Raw genomic sequence first — 17,815 nt, 5'->3', positions numbered from 1 at the left:
GCGCATGCAGCCCGCTTATTTGGTGAGGATGAAGCCCTTGAGCTTGCCGAAAGCCGCCGCCAGCAATTCCTTCTGCTGCTCGGTGTGCTTGGCGAAGTAGCCAGCCGCGGTGGAGGCCGATGCAGGCCGGCCCGCATAACCCAGGCGCTGACCTTCCTGCAGGTTTTCGTGGATATGGTGCTGGATGAAGAACCATGCCCCCTGATTCTGCGGTTCGTCCTGGCACCACACCAGATCGCGCAATTGCGGGTAGCGCTTGAGCTCGGCGGCGAAGGCCTTGTGCGGGAAGGGATAGAGCTGCTCGAAGCGGACGATGGCCACGTCCTGCAGGTCGCGCTGTTTGCGCTCGGCGAGCAGGTCGTAGTACACCCGCCCCGTGCACATGACCATGCGTTTGATCTTGGCTTCGTCAAGGTCCTGGCCCTCGCCCAGTACGGTGTGGAAATGCCCGTTGGCCAGGTCGGATAGCGGCGAGCGCGCCTCGTGGTGCCGCAGCAAGGACTTGGGCGTCATCACCACCAGCGGCTTGCGGAAGGGACGGATCATCTGCCGCCGCAGCAAATGAAAAATCTGCGCCGGATTGGTCGGCTGGCAGACCTGGATATTGGTCTCGGCGCAAAGCTGCAGGTAACGCTCCAGGCGCGCGGAGGAATGCTCCGGGCCCTGGCCTTCGTAGCCGTGCGGCAGGAACAGGGTGAGCCCGGAGGCGCGGCCCCATTTCACTTCGCCGGCGGAGATGAACTGGTCGATCAGCACCTGGGCGCCATTGGCGAAATCGCCGAACTGGGCTTCCCAGATCACCAGGGTGTTGGGGTCGGCGGTGGAGTAGCCATACTCGAAACCGAGCACCGCTTCTTCCGACAGAATGGAGTCGATGACGACGAACGGCGCCTGGCCTTCGGCCACGTTCTCCAGCGGCACATAGCTGCCGGCGTCCCAGCGCTCGCGGTTCTGGTCGTGCAGCACGGCATGGCGATGGCTGAAGGTGCCCCGCCCACTGTCCTCGCCCGAGAGGCGCACCGGGTAGCCGTTGGCCACCAGCGAGGCGAAGGCCATGTGCTCGCCCATGCCCCAGTCGAGCGAAAGCTCACCGCGCCCCATCTTGGCGCGATCGGCGATGACCTTCTCCACCAGCGGATGCAGTTTCAGATCCGGCGGCATGGTGGTGATGCGCTCGGCCAGCCGCTTGAGTTCGGTCATCGGCAACGAGGTGTCGGCGCTGTCGGTCCACTTGCGGTTGAGGAAAGGCGACCAGTCGACCGCAAACTTGCTCTTGTAGTTCGACAGCACCGGCTCGACGGCGCGCTCGCCATCTTCCATCGCCTGGCGGTAGGCATGCACCATGGCATCGCCGTCTTCGGTACCGATCACGCCCTGGCTCACCAGCCGGTCGGCGTACAGCTTGCGCGTGCCCGGATGCGCGGCGATCTTCTTGTACATCAACGGCTGGGTCACGGCTGGCGTGTCCTGCTCGTTGTGGCCCAGCTTGCGGAAGCAGACGATGTCGACCACCACGTCGTGGCCGAACTCGGCGCGGTAATCCACCGCGAGCTGGCAGCACAGCGCCACGGCCTCGGGGTCGTCACCGTTCACATGCAGGATGGGCGCCTCGATCATTTTCACCACGTCGGTGCAGTAGAGCGTGGAGCGCGTATCCCGCGGGTCGGATGTGGTGAAACCGATCTGGTTGTTGATGACGATGTGCAGCGTGCCGCCGGTGGAATAGCCGCGCGTCTGGGCCAGCGCCAGGGTCTCCATCACCACGCCCTGGCCGGCGAACGATGCGTCGCCATGCACCAGCACGGGCAGCACTTGCTGGCCGCGCTTGTCGCCACGGCGTTCCTGCCGCGCCCGCACCGAGCCCTCGACCACCGGGTTGACGATTTCCAGGTGCGAGGGGTTGAAGGCCAGTGACAGATGCACCGGGCCGGTCGGCGTGGACACGTCGCTGGAAAAGCCCTGGTGGTATTTCACGTCGCCGGAAGGCAGGTCGCTGGCGTGCTTGCCCTCGAACTCGTCGAACAAATCCTTGGGGCGCTTGCCCAGCGTGTTGACCAGCACGTTCAAGCGGCCGCGGTGGGCCATGCCGATGATGACTTCCTGTGAGCCGAGTTCGCCACCGCGCTGTACGACTTCGTCCATGCCGACGATGAAGCTCTCGCCGCCTTCGAGCGAAAATCGCTTCTGTCCCACGTAGCGCGTGGCGAGGTAACGCTCCAGCCCTTCCGCGGCTGTGAGCTTGTCGAGAATCTCGCGCTTTTTCTCGGCGCTGAAGCTGGGGCGGGTGCGAATGCTCTCCAGTTTTTGTTGCCACCAGCGCTTCTGTCCCTGGTCGCTCAAGTACATGAATTCGGCGCCGATGGAGCCGCAATAGGTTTCATGCAGGTTGTTGAGCAACTCGCGCAGACTCATGCCCTCCTTGCCGAAATAGGTGTTGCTGGTGTTGAACACGGTTTCCAGATCGGCATCGGAGAAACCGTAAAAGCTGGGCTCCAGATCGGGAATTTCGGGGCGTTCGGTGCGCTTGAGCGGATCGAGATCGGCCCAGCGCACGCCGACATTGCGATAAGCGGCGATGAGTTGCTGCGCCGCCACGCGCTTGCGCGACAACTCCACATCGGCGTTGAGACTGATGGGGCGCGCTGGCCCGGTCTTGGCGCGCAGGGCGAAAGCCGAAACGACGGGGGTGTGGGGAATGTCGCGGGCGTTGCTGCCGTCGACCGCGGGGACATGCTGCAAGGCGTCGAAATAGTCGCGCCAGTGGTCGGGGACCGAGCCTGGATTGGCGAGATAGGTTTCGTAAAGCTCCTCGACATACGGAGCATTGCCGCCGGACAGATAGGAGTTGGCGCGTAATTCTTGAATGGTCATGGTGGGCTCACTGGTGCGCCGGGCACCCCGGCATGAAGTGGGGAAACACCATGCGCCCGGGTGGGTAGCCCGCCTTGGCGCACAGCGGTCCGATGACGAAAGACCTGAATGAACTGTAGCAGCCGATTTGATGCCGCGCAAAAAACAAAACATCACCAACACTGGCTGGCATGTCTTGTCCAAGCCATGCCAGCCGCATCCGAGTGTACCCAAGCCCCATTTGCCAAGCCCGGAAAACAAAGCGGGCTGGAATCGCTTCCAGCCCGCTTGTCATGAACGCCCTACCCCGGCGGAAAGACTGACAGGGTCAGATCCGACCGTACTGCGCCAGCCCCGGGTTGCCCTTGACACCAATCAGCTTGGGTTCGTTGACCTTCAGCGGCTTGATGACTTTGTTGTGCTTGAGGTATTCCTCGACGATGTCCCAGATGGGCGGGTTGCTGGGGATGGCAGAGGCCTGTTGCACCGGCGCCCAGCCAGCGACCTTGTAGGTTTTCTTCGGGTCGAGCGGCTTGCCGCCCAGGCGCATGTCCTGAATGCGGTTGCCGATTTTCTCGTTCGGCGCACAGCTGTATTCCAGCGCTCCGAGACGAACCATGTCACCACCCTGCTGGTAGTAGGGGTCGGGGTTGAACAGGTTGTCGCACACGTCTTCCATGACGGCCTTGACGGTTTCGCCGGTCATGTCCGAAAGCGTGCAGTACGGGTAGGTGATGGCCAGTTGGGCCATCATGTCCTCCCTGGTGATCGGTGCGCCGGGAAGCAGGTCGCCGCCCCAGCGGAAACCCGGCGAGAAGGCCAGATCGCCACCGCGCACGGCCAGCATGGCATCCACCACCAGCTGGTCCCAGGTGCCGTTGAAATTACCGCGGCGATAGAGCACGCCTTCGGTATGCGCCAGCACCTCGTTCATCTTGCTCTCGTAAGGCGCGCGGTGCCTCTTGATCAGCGCATTCATGTCCGCGTCGGCGGCGAGCAGTTCAGAGAAGACGGGCAGCAGGCGGTACTTGTAGCTCACCATCTTGCCGCCGCGCACGTCGAAGTCCATCACGGCGAGGAATTTGCCGTGCGATCCGGCATTGGTGACCAGGGTCATGCCGCCCGAGGGGCGCCGAACTTCCACGGCCACGGCTTCGCCATCATGGGTATGGCCACCAAAAATGCAGTCGATGTCTTCGACCAGCGTGGCCATCTTGCGGTCCACGTCCATGCCGTTGTGCGAGATCACGACCACGAGCTGCGCACCCTTTTTCTTCACCTCTTTCACCACTTTCTGCATGTGGTCGGTGTCAATGCCGAAAGTCCAGTCAGGCATCAGGTAACCCGGGTTGGCAATCGGGGTGTAGGGGAAGGCTTGGCCGATGATGGCGACCTGGACCCCGTTCATCTGCTTCATCACATAGTTGGGGAAAACGGGATCGCCAAAGTCAGCTGTCTTCACATTCTGGGCGACAAAGTCGATCTTGCCCTTGAAATCCTTGTTGACGATTTCCTTGACTCGATCCTGGCCATAGGTGAATTCCCAATGCGCCGTCATGACGTCGACGCCGAGCTGGAGCTGGGCATCGACCATGTCCTGGCCCTTGGTCCACAGGGACAGCCCCGTGCCCTGCCAGGTGTCGCCACCGTCCAGCAACAGCGCACCGGGGCGGGCCGCACGGAGTTGCTTCACTAGGGTGGCAATATGCGCGTAACCGCCCATCTTGCCGTACTGCTTGCCGGCGCGCACGAAGTCGAGGTAGGTAAACGCATAGGACTCGCGCGTATTGGGTTTGAAACCCACGCGCTTGAGGTAATTGGCGCCAACCAAGTGGGGCAGGTGGCCATTCATGGCGCCGATGCCGATATTCACGTTGGGTTCGCGGAAATACAGGGGCTGTAGATGCGCATGGCTATCGGTCATGTGAAGAAAGTGCACATTTCCCGTCACGGGTGGGTTGTACAGCTTGTCCACCTCGGCGGCGCTGGCGTCACGCATCATCGGAAATCCGTTGACACCGGCAGCAGCCAAAACACTCAAAAATTCGCGGCGGGAGAGGCTCATGATGGGTCCTTGAAAAAAGAAAAAGCCCGCCAATCGGCAATCAATAGGCGGGCCTAGGCTGATCGGCTGTCGACCAGCCTGGAAACGATGGGATTACTTGTTGACCGGAGAGTTAGGGTCCATCAGCAGCGCCATCACGTCCTTCATCTGCTGCTCGGTGAGGATGTGATGCTCTCCAAACGGCGGCATGTAGGAACATGCATTGAATGCTTCGGAGTTATAGATGCGGGCCCAGGTGTACTTCAAAATCGCTTCGCTGTTGCCGCGCAACTTGGCGTAGTGATACAACTCAGGTCCGATATTGCCTTGAGACGGATCGTTCGCAATCATCTTGTGGCAAGCCAGGCAGTTGCCGCCGTTGGGGGTGCCGGGTTTGTCGTTCCACTGCAGCCCCTTGCCATCCTCGGCAATCTTGAGGCCAGCCTTCCAGTCACCCAGATATTGGCCGTCCTTCGGGTAGACGACCTTGGACTGCGCGGTCGTCTCGATCTCTTTGCGAATCGCATCCGGCAACGGCTGGCCGAGGTAGTCGTACTTCGAGCACTCGTACTGCGCCTTCGTTTGCTTGAGGCGATCGACGCTGGCTTGTCCCTTGCTGACGAAATCGTCTTTGAGGATTTTCTGGAAGGATGCCGTCGCGAAAGGATCACCGCTGGCGCCCGCCGATGCGGATTTGTCCATGCCGGCACAGCCGCTCAGCACAGCAGCACTGGCCGCCGCCGTCAAGACCAATAAAACTGATTTTTTCATGTTGTCTCCTCTCTTAGCGCTTGAACGAAGGCGTGTGGAGCGTGGCGCCATTGGAGTTGACCCCCATATACGTGATCAGGTCGATCACCGCGCTGGACGTGAACTTGGGAGCGGGCCAGCGCTGTTGGCGTGCGCAAGCCAACATGCGCCATTCAAGCGTGCGGGCGACGCCCTGAGAATTGGGGTAGGCAGGCCAGGTCGCGTAGGAGACGGCTGCTTCTTTGTTCGTCAGGTTGGGAAGCGCGGAGATCTTGATGCGCTTGCCACTTTCGGCATGGCAGGCTGCGCACGAGAAACTGAAGGGTCCCGCACGGTAGAAAAACAGCTTCTTGCCATTCTCGTAAGAGAGTTTTTCCATGGCGTCGTTTTGCGGGATGGCCACTTTCATGCCATCGGACTCATGCGCCACATACATCGCGATGTTTTCCAATGGGGATGCGTTACCCCCCTCCTTGGCGAAGGGCTCTTTGTCAGCTTCCTTGGCACTGAAACCTTGGAGGCTTTCCATGCAAGTGACCAGACGGGATTCCAGATCCTGCACCTTGCCGGTATCTGCGAAATAACGCGGAAGTTGGGCATAGGCACCCTTCACCACGCCTGGGCCGAGGCCCAGATTGCACTGTTCGAGAGAGGCGTTTTTGGGCCCACGCTTTTCACTCCAAAGCTTCTTGCCATCGTCGATGTTGAAGTCGGCGGGGTTACCGCCCATTTCGTTCATCAATTTGAGGTAAGCATTCCCCTCCTGGGTTACGGAGTCCGCCTGCGCGGTTGTCGCGCAAGCCCCGATCAGCATCATGGCAGGAAGCGATAACCCAGCCAGCGCCGCAATCTTTTTTAGTCGTGATCTCATAGTCTCCTCGCGAACAGTGGGTACTGCGTCAAACAAAAAGAAGGCTCGATACTTCAGGACACCGTGGTGGTGTCGGTCTGGGTTTCGCCTTTGTTGTCCAGCCACGTCACTGAAACCTTGTCGCCCGATTTTCCACCCTTGAAACGGAATTCGAGGAACGGATTCTTGGAAATGGCCGTGCCCCAATCGCAAGTCAGGACGGTCTTGTCATTGTTTTTGCAGATGACGGATTGAATGAAATGGGCCGGGATGATTTTCCCGTCCGGGGCCTTCATCAGGCCGGTATCTTCGGGGTGAGACATCAGGACGCGAACAACCACTGCGTCGCCTTCGACGTTAGCGCGCATGCGCATCGGATTTGGCATATTGAACTCCAGTAAAGTCTAGATAACCGAGGTAGGAAAGAAGGGATCAGCCGCCGCAACCGCCGAGCGTGACCTTGATTTCTTTCTTGCTGAACAGCAGCTTGTCACCAGCCTTCGCCACGGCATAGACGTGGGAGGTCTGCGCCATCTTGATACGGGTGGCAAAGTTCGGCTCGGCTCCATCCTTGGTGCTGAAGGTAGCGACCAGCGCAGTGGGGTTTTTCTGCACCACGATGCCCAGCATGCTCACGCCAGCGGCCGTGGACTTGATGCCGACCGGCACGACAGCACCGTTTTCGGCAATGTCCGGACCGACGATGGACACATCCGTGCTTTCGGTGGCTGTGGTGCCGAGAACCTTGGCGATTTCATCCAGAGTCTTGGCTTCGAACAACTTGGGGTCCCAGCCTGGAGCGTCGGCCGCCTGGGCGGTGACGGGCAGAAGACCGGCCGAAGCGGCCAGACCCACAACGGTCGCACCAGCACCAAGCTGCATGACCTGACGACGAGATTGATTCATACGACTAACTCCTCAATTATAAAAATGCGCAAGTAGTGAGAGTTGTCCTCATGGATGGACCACGAGGACTTAACGCCTTACTGCTTCGCTCCGTCTACAACCCAAGTTGCAATCATCTTGGCATCAGCCTCGCTGATACTCTGCGGCGGCATTGGGATGCTGCCCCATATGCCTGAGCCGCCCTTCATGATGCGGGTGGTCAATTCGCCCACCATCGCTGTCTTGCCACCGTATTTGCCGGCAATTTCCTTGTAGCCAGGCCCGACCAACTTGTTGTCGCCAAAGCTGTGGCAAGCAATGCAGCCATTGACCTTGATCAAGGCGACAACCTTGGCGTTGGGGTCGACTGCGGCTGATTCTTTTTGCAGTGCAGCTTTTTTCAGCTCGGCCTGTGACAAGGTGACCTGACCGCGGATCGGCCCCCAAGGGCGGGTCTCATCAGCCAAGTTACCCCAAGTATTCATGGCGTAAGCAGGGATGAAGGAATCGACCTTCGGCTTCGGGCTGCAGTTTTTCATGCATTCAACATTATGGGTATCCGGGATACCCCCATTTCCGATTTCCTTGCCAGGCCACATGCCGTGGTTCCAGGTCATGCCGTTGCGGTTGGGCAGCATGTTTTGCACTTGCTGCACGTTGTCACGCGTCAGCGTGAAATTGGCGGGCACGACATTGGCCAAGTTCAGCAGGTAAGCGACCAGGGAATAGGTTTCATTCCAACTCAGCGACAGCGGCGCATTCCACGGCATCGCGCGGTGGATGTAGTCGAACAGCGTCGACAGGGTCGAGAGTTTCTCGAGCGAGGTGCCGCCGCCATCCGTCACATTCGCCAACTTGGCAACGCGCCCCGTGGCAATGTCTTGCTTCGAGGCTTGAAATGCACCCACCAAGGGCGGGAACACGGCATTGGAATCTGCGAAGTCGCCATGGCAGGAAGCGCATTTGGCTTCCCACAGCTTGGTGCCTTCGGCAACGGTTCCCTGTCCCGCAGGCAGCCCTTGAAAGTCGGGGCGCACGTCGATATTCCACGCCTTGATCTCGTCCGGGGTTGCCGCACGACCCAGCGAAGTTGCGGCGTTGGCGCCCCATGCGGCCGAAAAAGCCAGCCCGAGTGCTGCCGCGAGGGCGGCTTTACGAATTCGCGAGTTGGACATTGCGAACGTCTCCAGTTTCTTCAACTTGCCAAGTTTGGATGGAATTGTTGTGGTACACCGAACGCGTGCCACGAATCTTGCGCATTTCCTGATAGGTAGGCTGCACCATGCCGGTTTCGTCGACAGCGCGGCTTTGCAGGAAAGCTCCCTTGCCGTTCCACACCCAGGGAATGTTGAAACGGGTCAGCGCCTTGTTCTGGATCGGCCCCTCGAGTCGGGCCTGCTGCCAGTTGACGCCGCCGTCGAACGACACATCGACGCGTTTGATCTTGCCGCGGCCCGACCATGCCAGGCCGGTGACGTTGTAGACGCCGCGATCCATCAATACCTGCCCGCCGGACGGCGAAGTCACCACCGACTTGACTTCCATGACGGAGGTGTATTGGCGCAGCTTGCCGTCGGGCATGAGGTCGACGTAGCCCAAGACTTCGTCTTTGGTGGCGAAGGGTGAGGTTCCCAGTTTGATGCGGCGCAGGTACTTGATTTGCGATACGCCTTCCACGCCGGGGACGACCAGGCGCAGGGGATAGCCGTTTTCAGGACGCAGCATTTCGCCGTTCTGGCCATAAACCACCAGCACTTCGCCCGACATGACCAGGGACATGGGGATGGTGCGGTTTTCGTGGGAGCCATCGGCACCTTCGGCCATGATGAAGCGCACGCCCTTGAGATCGGCGCCGCAATCGTCCAGAAGTTTGATCAGCGGCACGCCGGTGAACTCGCTGCATGACACCATGCCGTGGGTGTACTGCACCGTGGGCACGGCCACATTGCCCCACTCCATGGCGGAATTGGCGCCGCACTCGATGAAGTGGAAGCGCGACACCGGCTGCATGCGCATGATGTCGCCGACGCTGTAGACCTTGGGGTTTTTCACCAGGTCCTTTTCGCCCATGACCATCAGCCGGAACTGGGCCGGATCGATGTCATACCAACCCTGGTGCGAGCGGTTGAAGTGCAAGCCGGCCGGGGTGACGATGCCGAACATGCCCTGCAACGGAGCGAAGGCCACGTTGGCCTGGGTGACGGCCGCCAGACCCGGGCTGATGCGGCGCACCAGATTGGCCTCGTATTTCGACGGCGAGCCATAAGGCGGCTCGTCCACACCGTTGCCCAACGTGGTTCCCCACTCGGGCTTGTCCAAAATCAACTTGCTGCCCTTGTCGCCAACCCAGTCTTTGCGGTTGTCGTCAGTAGCACCGTAGGCGTTCACGGCCCCGCCGGCAACCATGGTGGCGCTGGCTGCCGTCAACGCCCGACGCAAAAAATCGCGTCGGCCGCCCTGGACCTGCGCGATTTGCTCGGCAGTCAGGAAGTTTTCCGGTGCAGGACGCAACCGGCCTAGCCTTTTGCTGTAGTCACTCATCCTCGTCCTCGCTTGTTGAAAATCTAAATGCGCCGAGCCAGGCGCTCTGATTGAGAAACGGACTCTGGATCGTCCAGCTCGATGGCAATTTGGGTGCAAACCGTGCGGCATAGCTGCACCGCCTTCTCACTTTGCACCCGGTAATAAACCTGATTACCCACGCGCCGCTTGGCAACGATGCCTGCCTGATACAGCACCTTGAGATGCTGGGAGACGTTGGGCTGGGTGGAGTTGACCGCCTCCATGATGTCGCCGACACTTTTTTCCTGGTCGCAAATGGCATTGATGATGCGCAGGCGCAAAGGGGTGGCCAGAACACCGAACAACTCGGCGGCGGAGACGAAAACGCGCTCGGCGTCGACTTGGTCGGCTGCCGCTGAATCGAGCAATTGCAGTGTGTTGAGCATCGCGGGCATTGATGAATTTGCTTATAAGCAAGAACTTATGAATTGTAGGGAAGCCGCCCTCTGCGTCCAGATCGGCGGCCTAGGAGTTTCCCTAGCTATTGGTGAGCAATTGCTTCACGAATCTGCGCCAGGGCAAGCGGATCTTCCAAGGTGGTCAGATCGCCGGGGTCGCGTTGCTCGCACAGTGCCTGGATGGAGCGGCGCAGCAATTTGCCGGATCGGGTCTTGGGCAGCATGGCGACGAAGCGGACCCGAGCCGGGCGCGCCAGGGCGCCCAGTTGCGCCTGCACGGTCTGCATGATGCCGGTCTCCAGGCTGGCGCAAGCTGCAGCGTCGGCCACTTTGCCGGCATCGCGCGGCACGACGAAAGCCATCGCCACCTGACCCTTGATCGCATCCGCGGCTCCGACCACGGCCACCTCGGCCACGGCCGGATGGCTGGAAATGCTCTCCTCGATTTCGCGTGTGCCGAGGCGGTGGCCGGCCACATTGATGACGTCGTCGGTGCGCCCGAGAATGGTGATGTAGCCGCGCGCGTCGGCCACGCCCCAGTCAAAGGTGGAGTACACCTGTTTGCCCGGGAAGGTCGACCAATAGGTGTCGACGAAGCGGGCGTCGTCACGCCAGACGGTTTGCATGCAGCCCGGCGGCAGGGGCCAGCCAATGGCGACCACCCCCTTCTCACCGGGCGCAACGGGCTCGCCTGTGGTGTCGTGCAGGATTTGGACGTCATACCCCGGCATGGCGACACCGGGGGAGCCAGGTTTGGGCGCAAGCTCTTCCACGCCGCCGGCGATGCTGAGAATCGGCCAGCCGGTTTCGGTCTGCCAGTAGTTGTCGACCACAGGCTTGCCCAATGCCTGCGTGACCCAGGCCGCCGTGGGTTCGTCCAGCGGTTCACCCGCCAGGAACAGGCGCTGCAGGGACGACAAATCGCTGCAACGCATGAAGGCCGTGTCGAACTTCTTGAGCACGCGAATGGCGGTTGGCGAGGAAAACATCACGCTCACCCGATGGCGCTCGACCAGTTGCCAGAAGCTGCCGGCGTCCGGGCGCAGCGGCGTGCCCTCGTACAGCAGCGTGGTCATGCCGTGCAACAGCGGCCCGTAAACGATGTAACTGTGGCCGACGACCCAGCCGATATCGCTGGTGCAGAAATAGGTCTGCCCCGGCTCGGCGCGAAAGATATCGCGCATGGAAGCCGCCAGAGCCACGGCATAGCCCCCGGTGTCGCGCTGCACGCCTTTGGGCCTGCCGGTGGTGCCAGAGGTGTAGAGGATGTAGCTCGGATGCGTCGCATCCACCCAGGTGCAGGGCACGGGTGCACTGCCCACCGCGGCGCATGCTGCGGCGTAATCCAGGTCGCGCCCGGCCACGGGCTCGTAGGGTTGCAGCCCGCGGTTCACCATCAAGACGGTGCCAGGCTTGTGCGCGGCGCGTGTCATGGCTTCGTCCAGCAGCGGCTTGTAGGGAATGACGCGTCCAGCACGCGAGCCGGCATCGCTGCTGACCACGACCTTGGGCTGGGCGTCGTCGATGCGCGTGGCCAGGCTCATGGCGGCAAAGCCGCCGAACACCACGGAATGAATCGCCCCCAGGCGAGCGCAGGCCAGCATGGCGAAGACCGCCTCGGGAATCATCGGCATGTAGATCAGTACCCTGTCGCCCTGCTCGACGCCTTGCCGGCGCAGCACCGCCGCCATGCGCTGCACCTCGGCATGCAACTGGGCGTAGGTGTAGATGCGGCTTTGGTCGACTTCGGTGGACTCCCAGATCAAGGCCGGCTGCTCGGCGCGCCTGGGCAGATGCCGGTCGATCGCGTTGTGGCAGAGATTGGTCAACCCGCCCGGGAACCAGCGTGCAAACGGCTTGCGGCTGGCGTCGAGCACTTGATCCCAGGGCCGATGCCAATCGATCAAGCCGGCCTGCTCGGCCCAGAAGGCTTCGGGCTGTTCGATCGAGCGACGGTAGTAGTCGGCGTAGCGCATGTTTTGTCTCCAGTCCTGTTGTGATGGCGGCCGCAGGGGGTACCGCTCTGATTCGCTGGCCGGTGGTGTCGAGGTTCGCCAAAACCTCGACCCTGTGCAGCAAGCCCGCGCACGTTAGGAGCCGGAACTGACGCAGCACTGACCCGATGCCCCCGGGGCGGACGGCTGTGGGCCAAAGCTGGAGCGTATGTGTGGGATCGATGCGCCGGCTGGATGCACGCGGCGGCCGCTCGGTTCAGAGGCCCACCACCGCCCGGCCGCGCGACTGCCCGGCCATGATGCTCGCAGCTGCCTGCAGCACCTGATCGAGCGGCACATCGTGCGCCATGCGCTCCAGCCGGGCAAGGTCGATCTCCGCGGCCAGCGCGTCCCAGGCCGCCCGGCGCGCAGCCAGCGGCTGCATCACGCTGTCCACGCCGGCCAGGGTGACGTTGCGCAAGATGAAGGGCGCCACGCTGGTCGGGAAATCCATGCCCTGTGCCAAACCACAGGCGGCCACGACGCCGCCCCAGCGGGTTTGGGCGCAGGCATTGGCCAGGATGTGGCTGCCTGCGGTGTCGATCACCGCAGCCCAGCGCTCTTTCTGCAGCGGCTTGCCCGGTGCGCTCAAGGTGGCGCGGTCGATGATGTCGGCAGCGCCCAGCTCCCGCAGGTAATCCGCCTCGGCAGGCTTGCCGGTCGCGGCCACCACACGATAGCCGCGTTGCGCCAGCAGGCCCAGTGCGACACTGCCCACCCCGCCGGTGGCGCCAGTCACCAGCACATCGCCATCGGCAGCTTGCACGCCGTGGCGAGCAATGGCCTGGACGCACAACATGGCGGTGTAGCCCGCGGTGCCGATGATCATCGCCTGTCGCGTGTCGAACCGCCCCGGCAGCGGCACCAGCCAGTCGCCGCGCAAGCTTGCGCGCTCGGCCAGGCAACCCCAATGCGTTTCGCCCACGCCGAAGCCGTTGAGAATCCAGCGGTCTCCTGCCTTCCAGGCTGGATGGCTGCTGCGCAACACCACGCCCGCGCCATCAATGCCCGGCACCATGGGCCATTTGCGCACCACCGGCGCCTTGTCGGTCAGCGCCAGCGCATCCTTGTAGTTGAGGGTGGAATGCTGCACCTGCAGCAGCACGTCGCCTTCGGGCAGCTCACGCTCGTCCACAGTGCTCAAGGTCGCGCTGAATCGGCCATCCTCCTTGCGCAAAAGCCAGGCTTTGAACATTGAAGTCTCCAAGTGTTGGGGGTTATGGAGCAAGCCTAGTTCAAGCGCAGCAACGTGGGGCTGAAGCAATCCTTCGCGTCCTGAAGAGTAGTNTCAGGCTCATTCCACGTTGGACAAGGCTTGACAGGCCCGTAGGGGAAACGGTAAGGTCGCGCCCTTATGGGAAATCTGCGCGCCAACATGCTCAAACTCGCACTGTCCCTGGCCATGCTGGCGGGTGCGGTGGCGGCTTGCGCGCAAAATCGCCCGGCCGGCATGGCCGACAATGGCGCCAGCAACGGCGTGCCGACGGACTCGGTGCAAACCGCGACCCAAGCGCCTGAAACCCATTCGAGCAGCCGCGATTCGCTGCAGCAGTGGCTGGCACAGAACGGCCTGGTGCAGCAGGTTTCGGCGCGCGCGTCCGATCTGGTCATCAATGCCCTGAGCTTCCTGGGTGTGGGCTATAAGTATGGTGGCGACCACGCCGCCACCGGCTTCGACTGCTCGGGTTTCGTGCGCCACGTCTATCAGCAGACTCTGGGCTTGGTGCTGCCGCACAACGCCGCGCAGCAAAGCCGCGAAGGCGAAAAAATTGCCGAAAACCAGCTGAAACCGGGCGATCTGGTGTTCTTCAACACCCTGCGCCGCGCCTTCTCGCATGTGGGCATCTACATCGGCAACGGCGAGTTCGTGCACGCGCCCAAACCGGGGCAGGACGTGCAGATCGGCAATCTCAACAATCCCTACTGGTCCCGGCGCTTCGACGGGGCTCGCCGCTTCATCACCCGCGCCGCCGATGCGGTTCCCGAGGCGCAGGCAGCACCAGCAGCAGTGGGCTCGGATGGCAACGACGCAGCAGGAGATGGGCCGGGCAAGGCCTTGCAGACCGCCTTGCCCCAGCGCGCCGACTCAGGCCGCGCCAACGCCGCTCAAGCGGCCGATTCCCCGAACCGCTGAAGCTTGAGGTGGCGCAGGCCCTGTGCGGGTTCTGCGCCTGGCTCACGACCTGCATCCAAGCGACGCCGCGCGGTGCGCTGCCCAAAACTCCATCAGCGCCTGGGCGGCGGCAGATCGGTGCACACGCCTTCGACCACTTCCGCCGCCATCCCCACCGATTCGCCCAGCGTGGGATGCGGATGGATGGTGCGGCCGATGTCCACCGCGTCCGCGCCCATTTCGATCGCCAGCGCGATTTCGCTGATCAAGTCGCCCGCATGGGTGCCGACGATGCCGCCGCCGACGATGCGATGCGTTTCCTTGTCGAACAGCAGCTTGGTGAAGCCTTCGTCGCGTCCATTGGCAATGGCGCGGCCTGAAGCCGTCCACGGGAACAGGCCCTTGGTGACGGCGATGCCTTGGGCCTTGGCGGCGTCTTCGGTCAGGCCGACCCAGGCGATTTCGGGGTCGGTGTAGGCCACACTCGGAATCACCCGGGCGTCGAACGCGGCCTTCGCCAAGTTGGCGTCCCCCTTCAATTCACCCGCGCACACTTCCGCCGCCACATGCCCTTCGTGCACCGCCTTGTGCGCCAGCATGGGCTGGCCGACGATGTCGCCAATGGCGTGAATGTGCGGCACATTGGTGCGCAACTGCGCGTCCACAGGAATGAAGCCGCGCTCGCTCACCGCCACGCCCGCCTTGTCGGCACCGATCTTGCGGCCATTGGGCGCACGGCCCACGGCTTGCAACACCAGGTCGTAGCGCTGCGGCTCGGGGGGTGCGCCTTCACCTTCGAAGCGCACCCAGATGCCGTCGGGCTTGGCCTCGGCAGCCACGGTCTTGGTCTTGAGCATGACGCGGTCGAAGCGTTTGGCATTCAGCTTCTGCCAGACCTTGACCAGGTCGCGGTCGGCACCGGGCATCAGGCCGTCGAGCATTTCCACCACATCAAGCCGCGCGCCCAGCGTGGAATAGACCGTGCCCATTTCCAGGCCGATGATGCCGCCGCCGACGATGAGCATGGCTTTCGGCGCGGCGTCGAGTTGCAGCGCGCCGGTGGAGTCGACGATGCGCGGGTCGTCCGGCAGGAAGGGCAAACGCACCGCCTGGCTGCCTGCGGCGATGATGGCGCGCTGGAAGCGCACCGTCTGCGTCGCCCCGGTTTTGTGTTGCGCCTCGCCTTCGGTCAACTCCACTGCAACGTGATGCGCGTCGACAAAGCTGCCGTAGCCGCGCACCACCGTGACCTTGCGCATCTTGGCCATCGCGCTCACGCCGCCGGTGAGCTTGCCCACGACCTTCGCCTTGTGCGCGGCGAGCTTGGTCCGGTCGACCTTGGGTGCGCCGAAGTCCACGCCGATGTCGGCGAAATGTGCCGCCTCGTCCATCACTGCAGCCACATGCAGCAGCGCCTTGCTCGGAATGCAGCCCACGTTCAGGCAAACCCCGCCGAGTGCGGCGTAGCGCTCGACCAGCACCACCTTGAGGCCGAGATCGGCCGCGCGGAATGCGGCGGAATAGCCGCCGGGGCCGGAGCCCAGCACCAGCACCTCGCAATCGTGGTCGACGCTCCCGGTGTAGCTGTTTGCGGGAGCCGGCGGCGGCGCGGCGGGGGCCGCCGAGGTTTGCGGAGCTGCTGCCGCCGCTGCCTGGGTGGCAGGTGCTGCAGCCGCATCAGGAGCGGCTGCGGGCTGCACGGCAGCGTCCGCCTCCAGCTCCAGCAGCACCATGCCTTCGTTCACCTTGTCACCCAGCTTCACCCGCATGGACTTCACCACGCCGGCCGCGCTGCTGGGAATTTCCATGCTGGCCTTGTCGCTCTCCACCGTGATGAGCGACTGCTCGACCTTGATCGTGTCGCCGGGTTTGACCAGCACCTCGATCACCTCAACGTCCTTGAAATCCCCGATGTCGGGAACCTTGACTTCCATCACTGCCATCTTGCATGTCTCCGGGGTTCACAGCAACGTGCGGCGCATATCGGCCAGCAACTCACCGAACAGGGTGGTGAAGCGCGCGGCCATCGCGCCATCGATCACACGATGGTCGTAGGACAGCGACAGCGGCAACATCAACCTTGGCTGGAAGGCCTTGCCGTCCCACACCGGCTTGATCTGCGACTTGGACAACCCGAGGATGGCCACTTCCGGCGCGTTGATGATGGGCGTGAACGCCGTGCCGCCGACGCCGCCCAGACTGGACAGGGTGAAGGTTGCACCCTGCATGTCGGACGGCTTGAGCTTGCCCTCGCGCGCCGTGGCGGCGAGTTCGCCCATCTCGGTGGCGATCTGGCCGAAGCCCTTCTTGTCCACGTCCTTCAGCACCGGCACCACCAGACCTTGCGGCGTGTCGGCGGCGAAGCCCAGATGCACATAATCCTTCAGGATGAGGTTCTCGCCGCTCTCGTCCAGCGAGGCGTTGAACGCGGGCATTGCCTTGAGCGCAGTCACGCAGGCCTTCATCACGAAGGCCAGCATGGTGAGCTTGACGCCCTGCTTGGCCAGGCGCTCGTTGCTGCTCTTGCGGAACTCTTCCAACTCGGTGATGTCGGCTTCGTCGAACTGGGTGACGTGCGGAATCATGGCCCAGTTGCGCGCCAAGTTCGGGCCCGAGAGCTTCTTGATGCGCGACAAGGGCTCGGTGCGGATGGGGCCGAACTTGGCGAAGTCCACCTTGGGCCATGGCAGCAGGTTCAGCCCCAGGCCATTGCCTGCGGGCTTGCCGACGGACTGCGTCGCGGCGGCGGCCTGGGTCGTGGCCTTGCCTGCCATCACGGCCTTGACGAAGGCCTGCACATCCTCGGGACTGATACGCCCCTTCGGACCCGTGCCTTTGACTTCGCCTAGCGGCACGCCCAACTCGCGCGCCAGTTTGCGCACCGTGGGGGAGGCATGGGGTAGTTGAGTCGAGGCGCTCGGAGACGGCACGCTTGGCTCCAAGCCCACGGTGGGTGGCGTGTGCTGGCGCGGCTCGGAAGCGAAGCCCACCCCGGCGGCGGCAGGTGCCGGGGTGGGAGCGGGAGATGGCTGGGCGACGGCCGCGTCGCCAGGCTTGTTCGCAGCGGCTGCTGGCGCCGCGGCTGGTGCGGCGGGTGTGGCGACGGCTGCACCAGCGTCCGCCTCCAGCTCCAGCAGCACCATGCCTTCGTTCACCTTGTCACCCAGCTTCACCCGCATGGACTTCACCACGCCGGCCGCGCTGCTGGGAATTTCCATGCTGGCCTTGTCGCTCTCCACCGTGATGAGCGACTGCTCGACCTTGATCGTGTCGCCGGGTTTGACCAGCACCTCGATCACCTCAACGTCCTTGAAATCCCCGATGTCGGGAACCTTGACTTCCATCACTGCCATGTTCTTGTCTCCAGAT

14 protein-coding genes are annotated in these 17,815 nt (G+C 62.7%); 1 reads left to right on the top strand and 13 read right to left on the bottom strand.

The window, feature by feature from the left end:
* Positions 1-15: 15 nt before the first annotated feature.
* The 11 genes from THIX_RS06425 to THIX_RS06375 form a co-directional block, all read right to left on the bottom strand.
* A complete protein-coding gene (locus tag THIX_RS06425; RefSeq protein WP_112485563.1) occupies positions 16-2,871 on the bottom strand; it encodes a 2-oxoglutarate dehydrogenase E1 component in 2,856 nt (951 codons plus the stop codon).
* A gap of 307 nt (positions 2,872-3,178) precedes the next feature.
* Positions 3,179-4,915 (bottom strand): thiosulfohydrolase SoxB, encoded by a 1,737-nt coding sequence (soxB, locus tag THIX_RS06420; protein WP_112488208.1) that lies wholly within the window; start codon positions 4,913-4,915, stop codon positions 3,179-3,181.
* A gap of 93 nt (positions 4,916-5,008) precedes the next feature.
* On the bottom strand, positions 5,009-5,641 hold the full coding sequence (soxX, locus tag THIX_RS06415) for a sulfur oxidation c-type cytochrome SoxX (RefSeq protein WP_233224431.1): 633 nt from the start codon (positions 5,639-5,641) through the stop codon (positions 5,009-5,011).
* 37 nt (positions 5,642-5,678) lie between these two features.
* The gene (gene soxA, locus THIX_RS06410) at positions 5,679-6,515 is read right to left on the bottom strand and encodes a sulfur oxidation c-type cytochrome SoxA (protein ID WP_112485561.1); all 837 of its coding nucleotides are present in this window, start codon (positions 6,513-6,515) and stop codon (positions 5,679-5,681) included.
* A 53-nt stretch (positions 6,516-6,568) separates the two neighbouring features.
* On the bottom strand, positions 6,569-6,880 hold the full coding sequence (soxZ, locus tag THIX_RS06405) for a thiosulfate oxidation carrier complex protein SoxZ (RefSeq protein ID WP_112485560.1): 312 nt from the start codon (positions 6,878-6,880) through the stop codon (positions 6,569-6,571).
* Positions 6,881-6,926: 46 nt separating this feature from the next.
* Positions 6,927-7,400: a thiosulfate oxidation carrier protein SoxY gene (gene soxY, locus THIX_RS06400; protein WP_112485559.1), complete on the bottom strand. Its 474-nt coding sequence runs from the start codon at positions 7,398-7,400 to the stop codon at positions 6,927-6,929.
* 77 nt (positions 7,401-7,477) lie between these two features.
* Positions 7,478-8,554: a c-type cytochrome gene (locus THIX_RS06395; protein ID WP_112485558.1), complete on the bottom strand. Its 1,077-nt coding sequence runs from the start codon at positions 8,552-8,554 to the stop codon at positions 7,478-7,480.
* Entirely contained in the window at positions 8,532-9,920 is a 1,389-nt protein-coding gene (soxC, locus tag THIX_RS06390) for a sulfite dehydrogenase (protein WP_112485557.1), read from the bottom strand. Before soxC ends, THIX_RS06395 begins: the two co-directional genes overlap by 23 nt.
* 23 nt (positions 9,921-9,943) lie before the next feature.
* Positions 9,944-10,327, bottom strand: a complete 384-nt coding sequence (locus tag THIX_RS06385; protein WP_199195362.1) for a helix-turn-helix transcriptional regulator — start codon at positions 10,325-10,327, stop codon at positions 9,944-9,946.
* 95 nt (positions 10,328-10,422) lie between these two features.
* The gene (locus THIX_RS06380; RefSeq protein ID WP_256360000.1) at positions 10,423-12,351 is read right to left on the bottom strand and encodes a propionate--CoA ligase; all 1,929 of its coding nucleotides are present in this window, start codon (positions 12,349-12,351) and stop codon (positions 10,423-10,425) included.
* A gap of 199 nt (positions 12,352-12,550) precedes the next feature.
* Positions 12,551-13,528, bottom strand: coding sequence for an MDR family oxidoreductase (locus THIX_RS06375; protein ID WP_112485554.1), 978 nt, complete (start codon positions 13,526-13,528; stop codon positions 12,551-12,553).
* Positions 13,529-13,708: 180 nt separating this feature from the next.
* On the opposite strand from THIX_RS06375, the gene THIX_RS06370 reads away from it, so the two are divergent.
* A complete protein-coding gene (locus tag THIX_RS06370; RefSeq protein ID WP_233224429.1) occupies positions 13,709-14,467 on the top strand; it encodes a C40 family peptidase in 759 nt (252 codons plus the stop codon).
* A gap of 92 nt (positions 14,468-14,559) precedes the next feature.
* On the opposite strand, the gene lpdA is transcribed toward THIX_RS06370, so the two are convergent.
* Positions 14,560-16,389 (bottom strand): dihydrolipoyl dehydrogenase, encoded by a 1,830-nt coding sequence (gene lpdA / locus THIX_RS06365; protein ID WP_112485553.1) that lies wholly within the window; start codon positions 16,387-16,389, stop codon positions 14,560-14,562.
* Between the two features lie 18 nt (positions 16,390-16,407).
* Entirely contained in the window at positions 16,408-17,799 is a 1,392-nt protein-coding gene (gene aceF / locus THIX_RS06360; RefSeq protein ID WP_112485552.1) for a dihydrolipoyllysine-residue acetyltransferase, read from the bottom strand.
* Between the last annotated feature and the right edge of the window lie 16 nt (positions 17,800-17,815).

Source organism: Thiomonas sp. X19 (assembly GCF_900089495.1).
Lineage (GTDB): Bacteria > Pseudomonadota > Gammaproteobacteria > Burkholderiales > Burkholderiaceae_C > Thiomonas_A.
Note: the sequence above shows the minus strand (reverse complement) of the source record. Positions and strands in the feature narration are given on the sequence as shown.

Coding starts and splice junctions, on each gene's coding strand:
- soxC (WP_112485557.1), bottom strand. CDS start 9,920: ATGAGTGACTACAGCAAAAGGCTAGGCCGGTTGCGTCCTGCACCGGAA.
- soxZ (WP_112485560.1), bottom strand. CDS start 6,880: ATGCCAAATCCGATGCGCATGCGCGCTAACGTCGAAGGCGACGCAGTG.
- THIX_RS06375 (WP_112485554.1), bottom strand. CDS start 13,528: ATGTTCAAAGCCTGGCTTTTGCGCAAGGAGGATGGCCGATTCAGCGCG.
- THIX_RS06395 (WP_112485558.1), bottom strand. CDS start 8,554: ATGTCCAACTCGCGAATTCGTAAAGCCGCCCTCGCGGCAGCACTCGGG.
- soxY (WP_112485559.1), bottom strand. CDS start 7,400: ATGAATCAATCTCGTCGTCAGGTCATGCAGCTTGGTGCTGGTGCGACC.
- THIX_RS06385 (WP_199195362.1), bottom strand. CDS start 10,327: ATGCTCAACACACTGCAATTGCTCGATTCAGCGGCAGCCGACCAAGTC.
- THIX_RS06370 (WP_233224429.1), top strand. CDS start 13,709: ATGCTCAAACTCGCACTGTCCCTGGCCATGCTGGCGGGTGCGGTGGCG.
- aceF (WP_112485552.1), bottom strand. CDS start 17,799: ATGGCAGTGATGGAAGTCAAGGTTCCCGACATCGGGGATTTCAAGGAC.
- THIX_RS06425 (WP_112485563.1), bottom strand. CDS start 2,871: ATGACCATTCAAGAATTACGCGCCAACTCCTATCTGTCCGGCGGCAAT.
- soxA (WP_112485561.1), bottom strand. CDS start 6,515: ATGAGATCACGACTAAAAAAGATTGCGGCGCTGGCTGGGTTATCGCTT.
- soxB (WP_112488208.1), bottom strand. CDS start 4,915: ATGAGCCTCTCCCGCCGCGAATTTTTGAGTGTTTTGGCTGCTGCCGGT.
- lpdA (WP_112485553.1), bottom strand. CDS start 16,389: ATGGCAGTGATGGAAGTCAAGGTTCCCGACATCGGGGATTTCAAGGAC.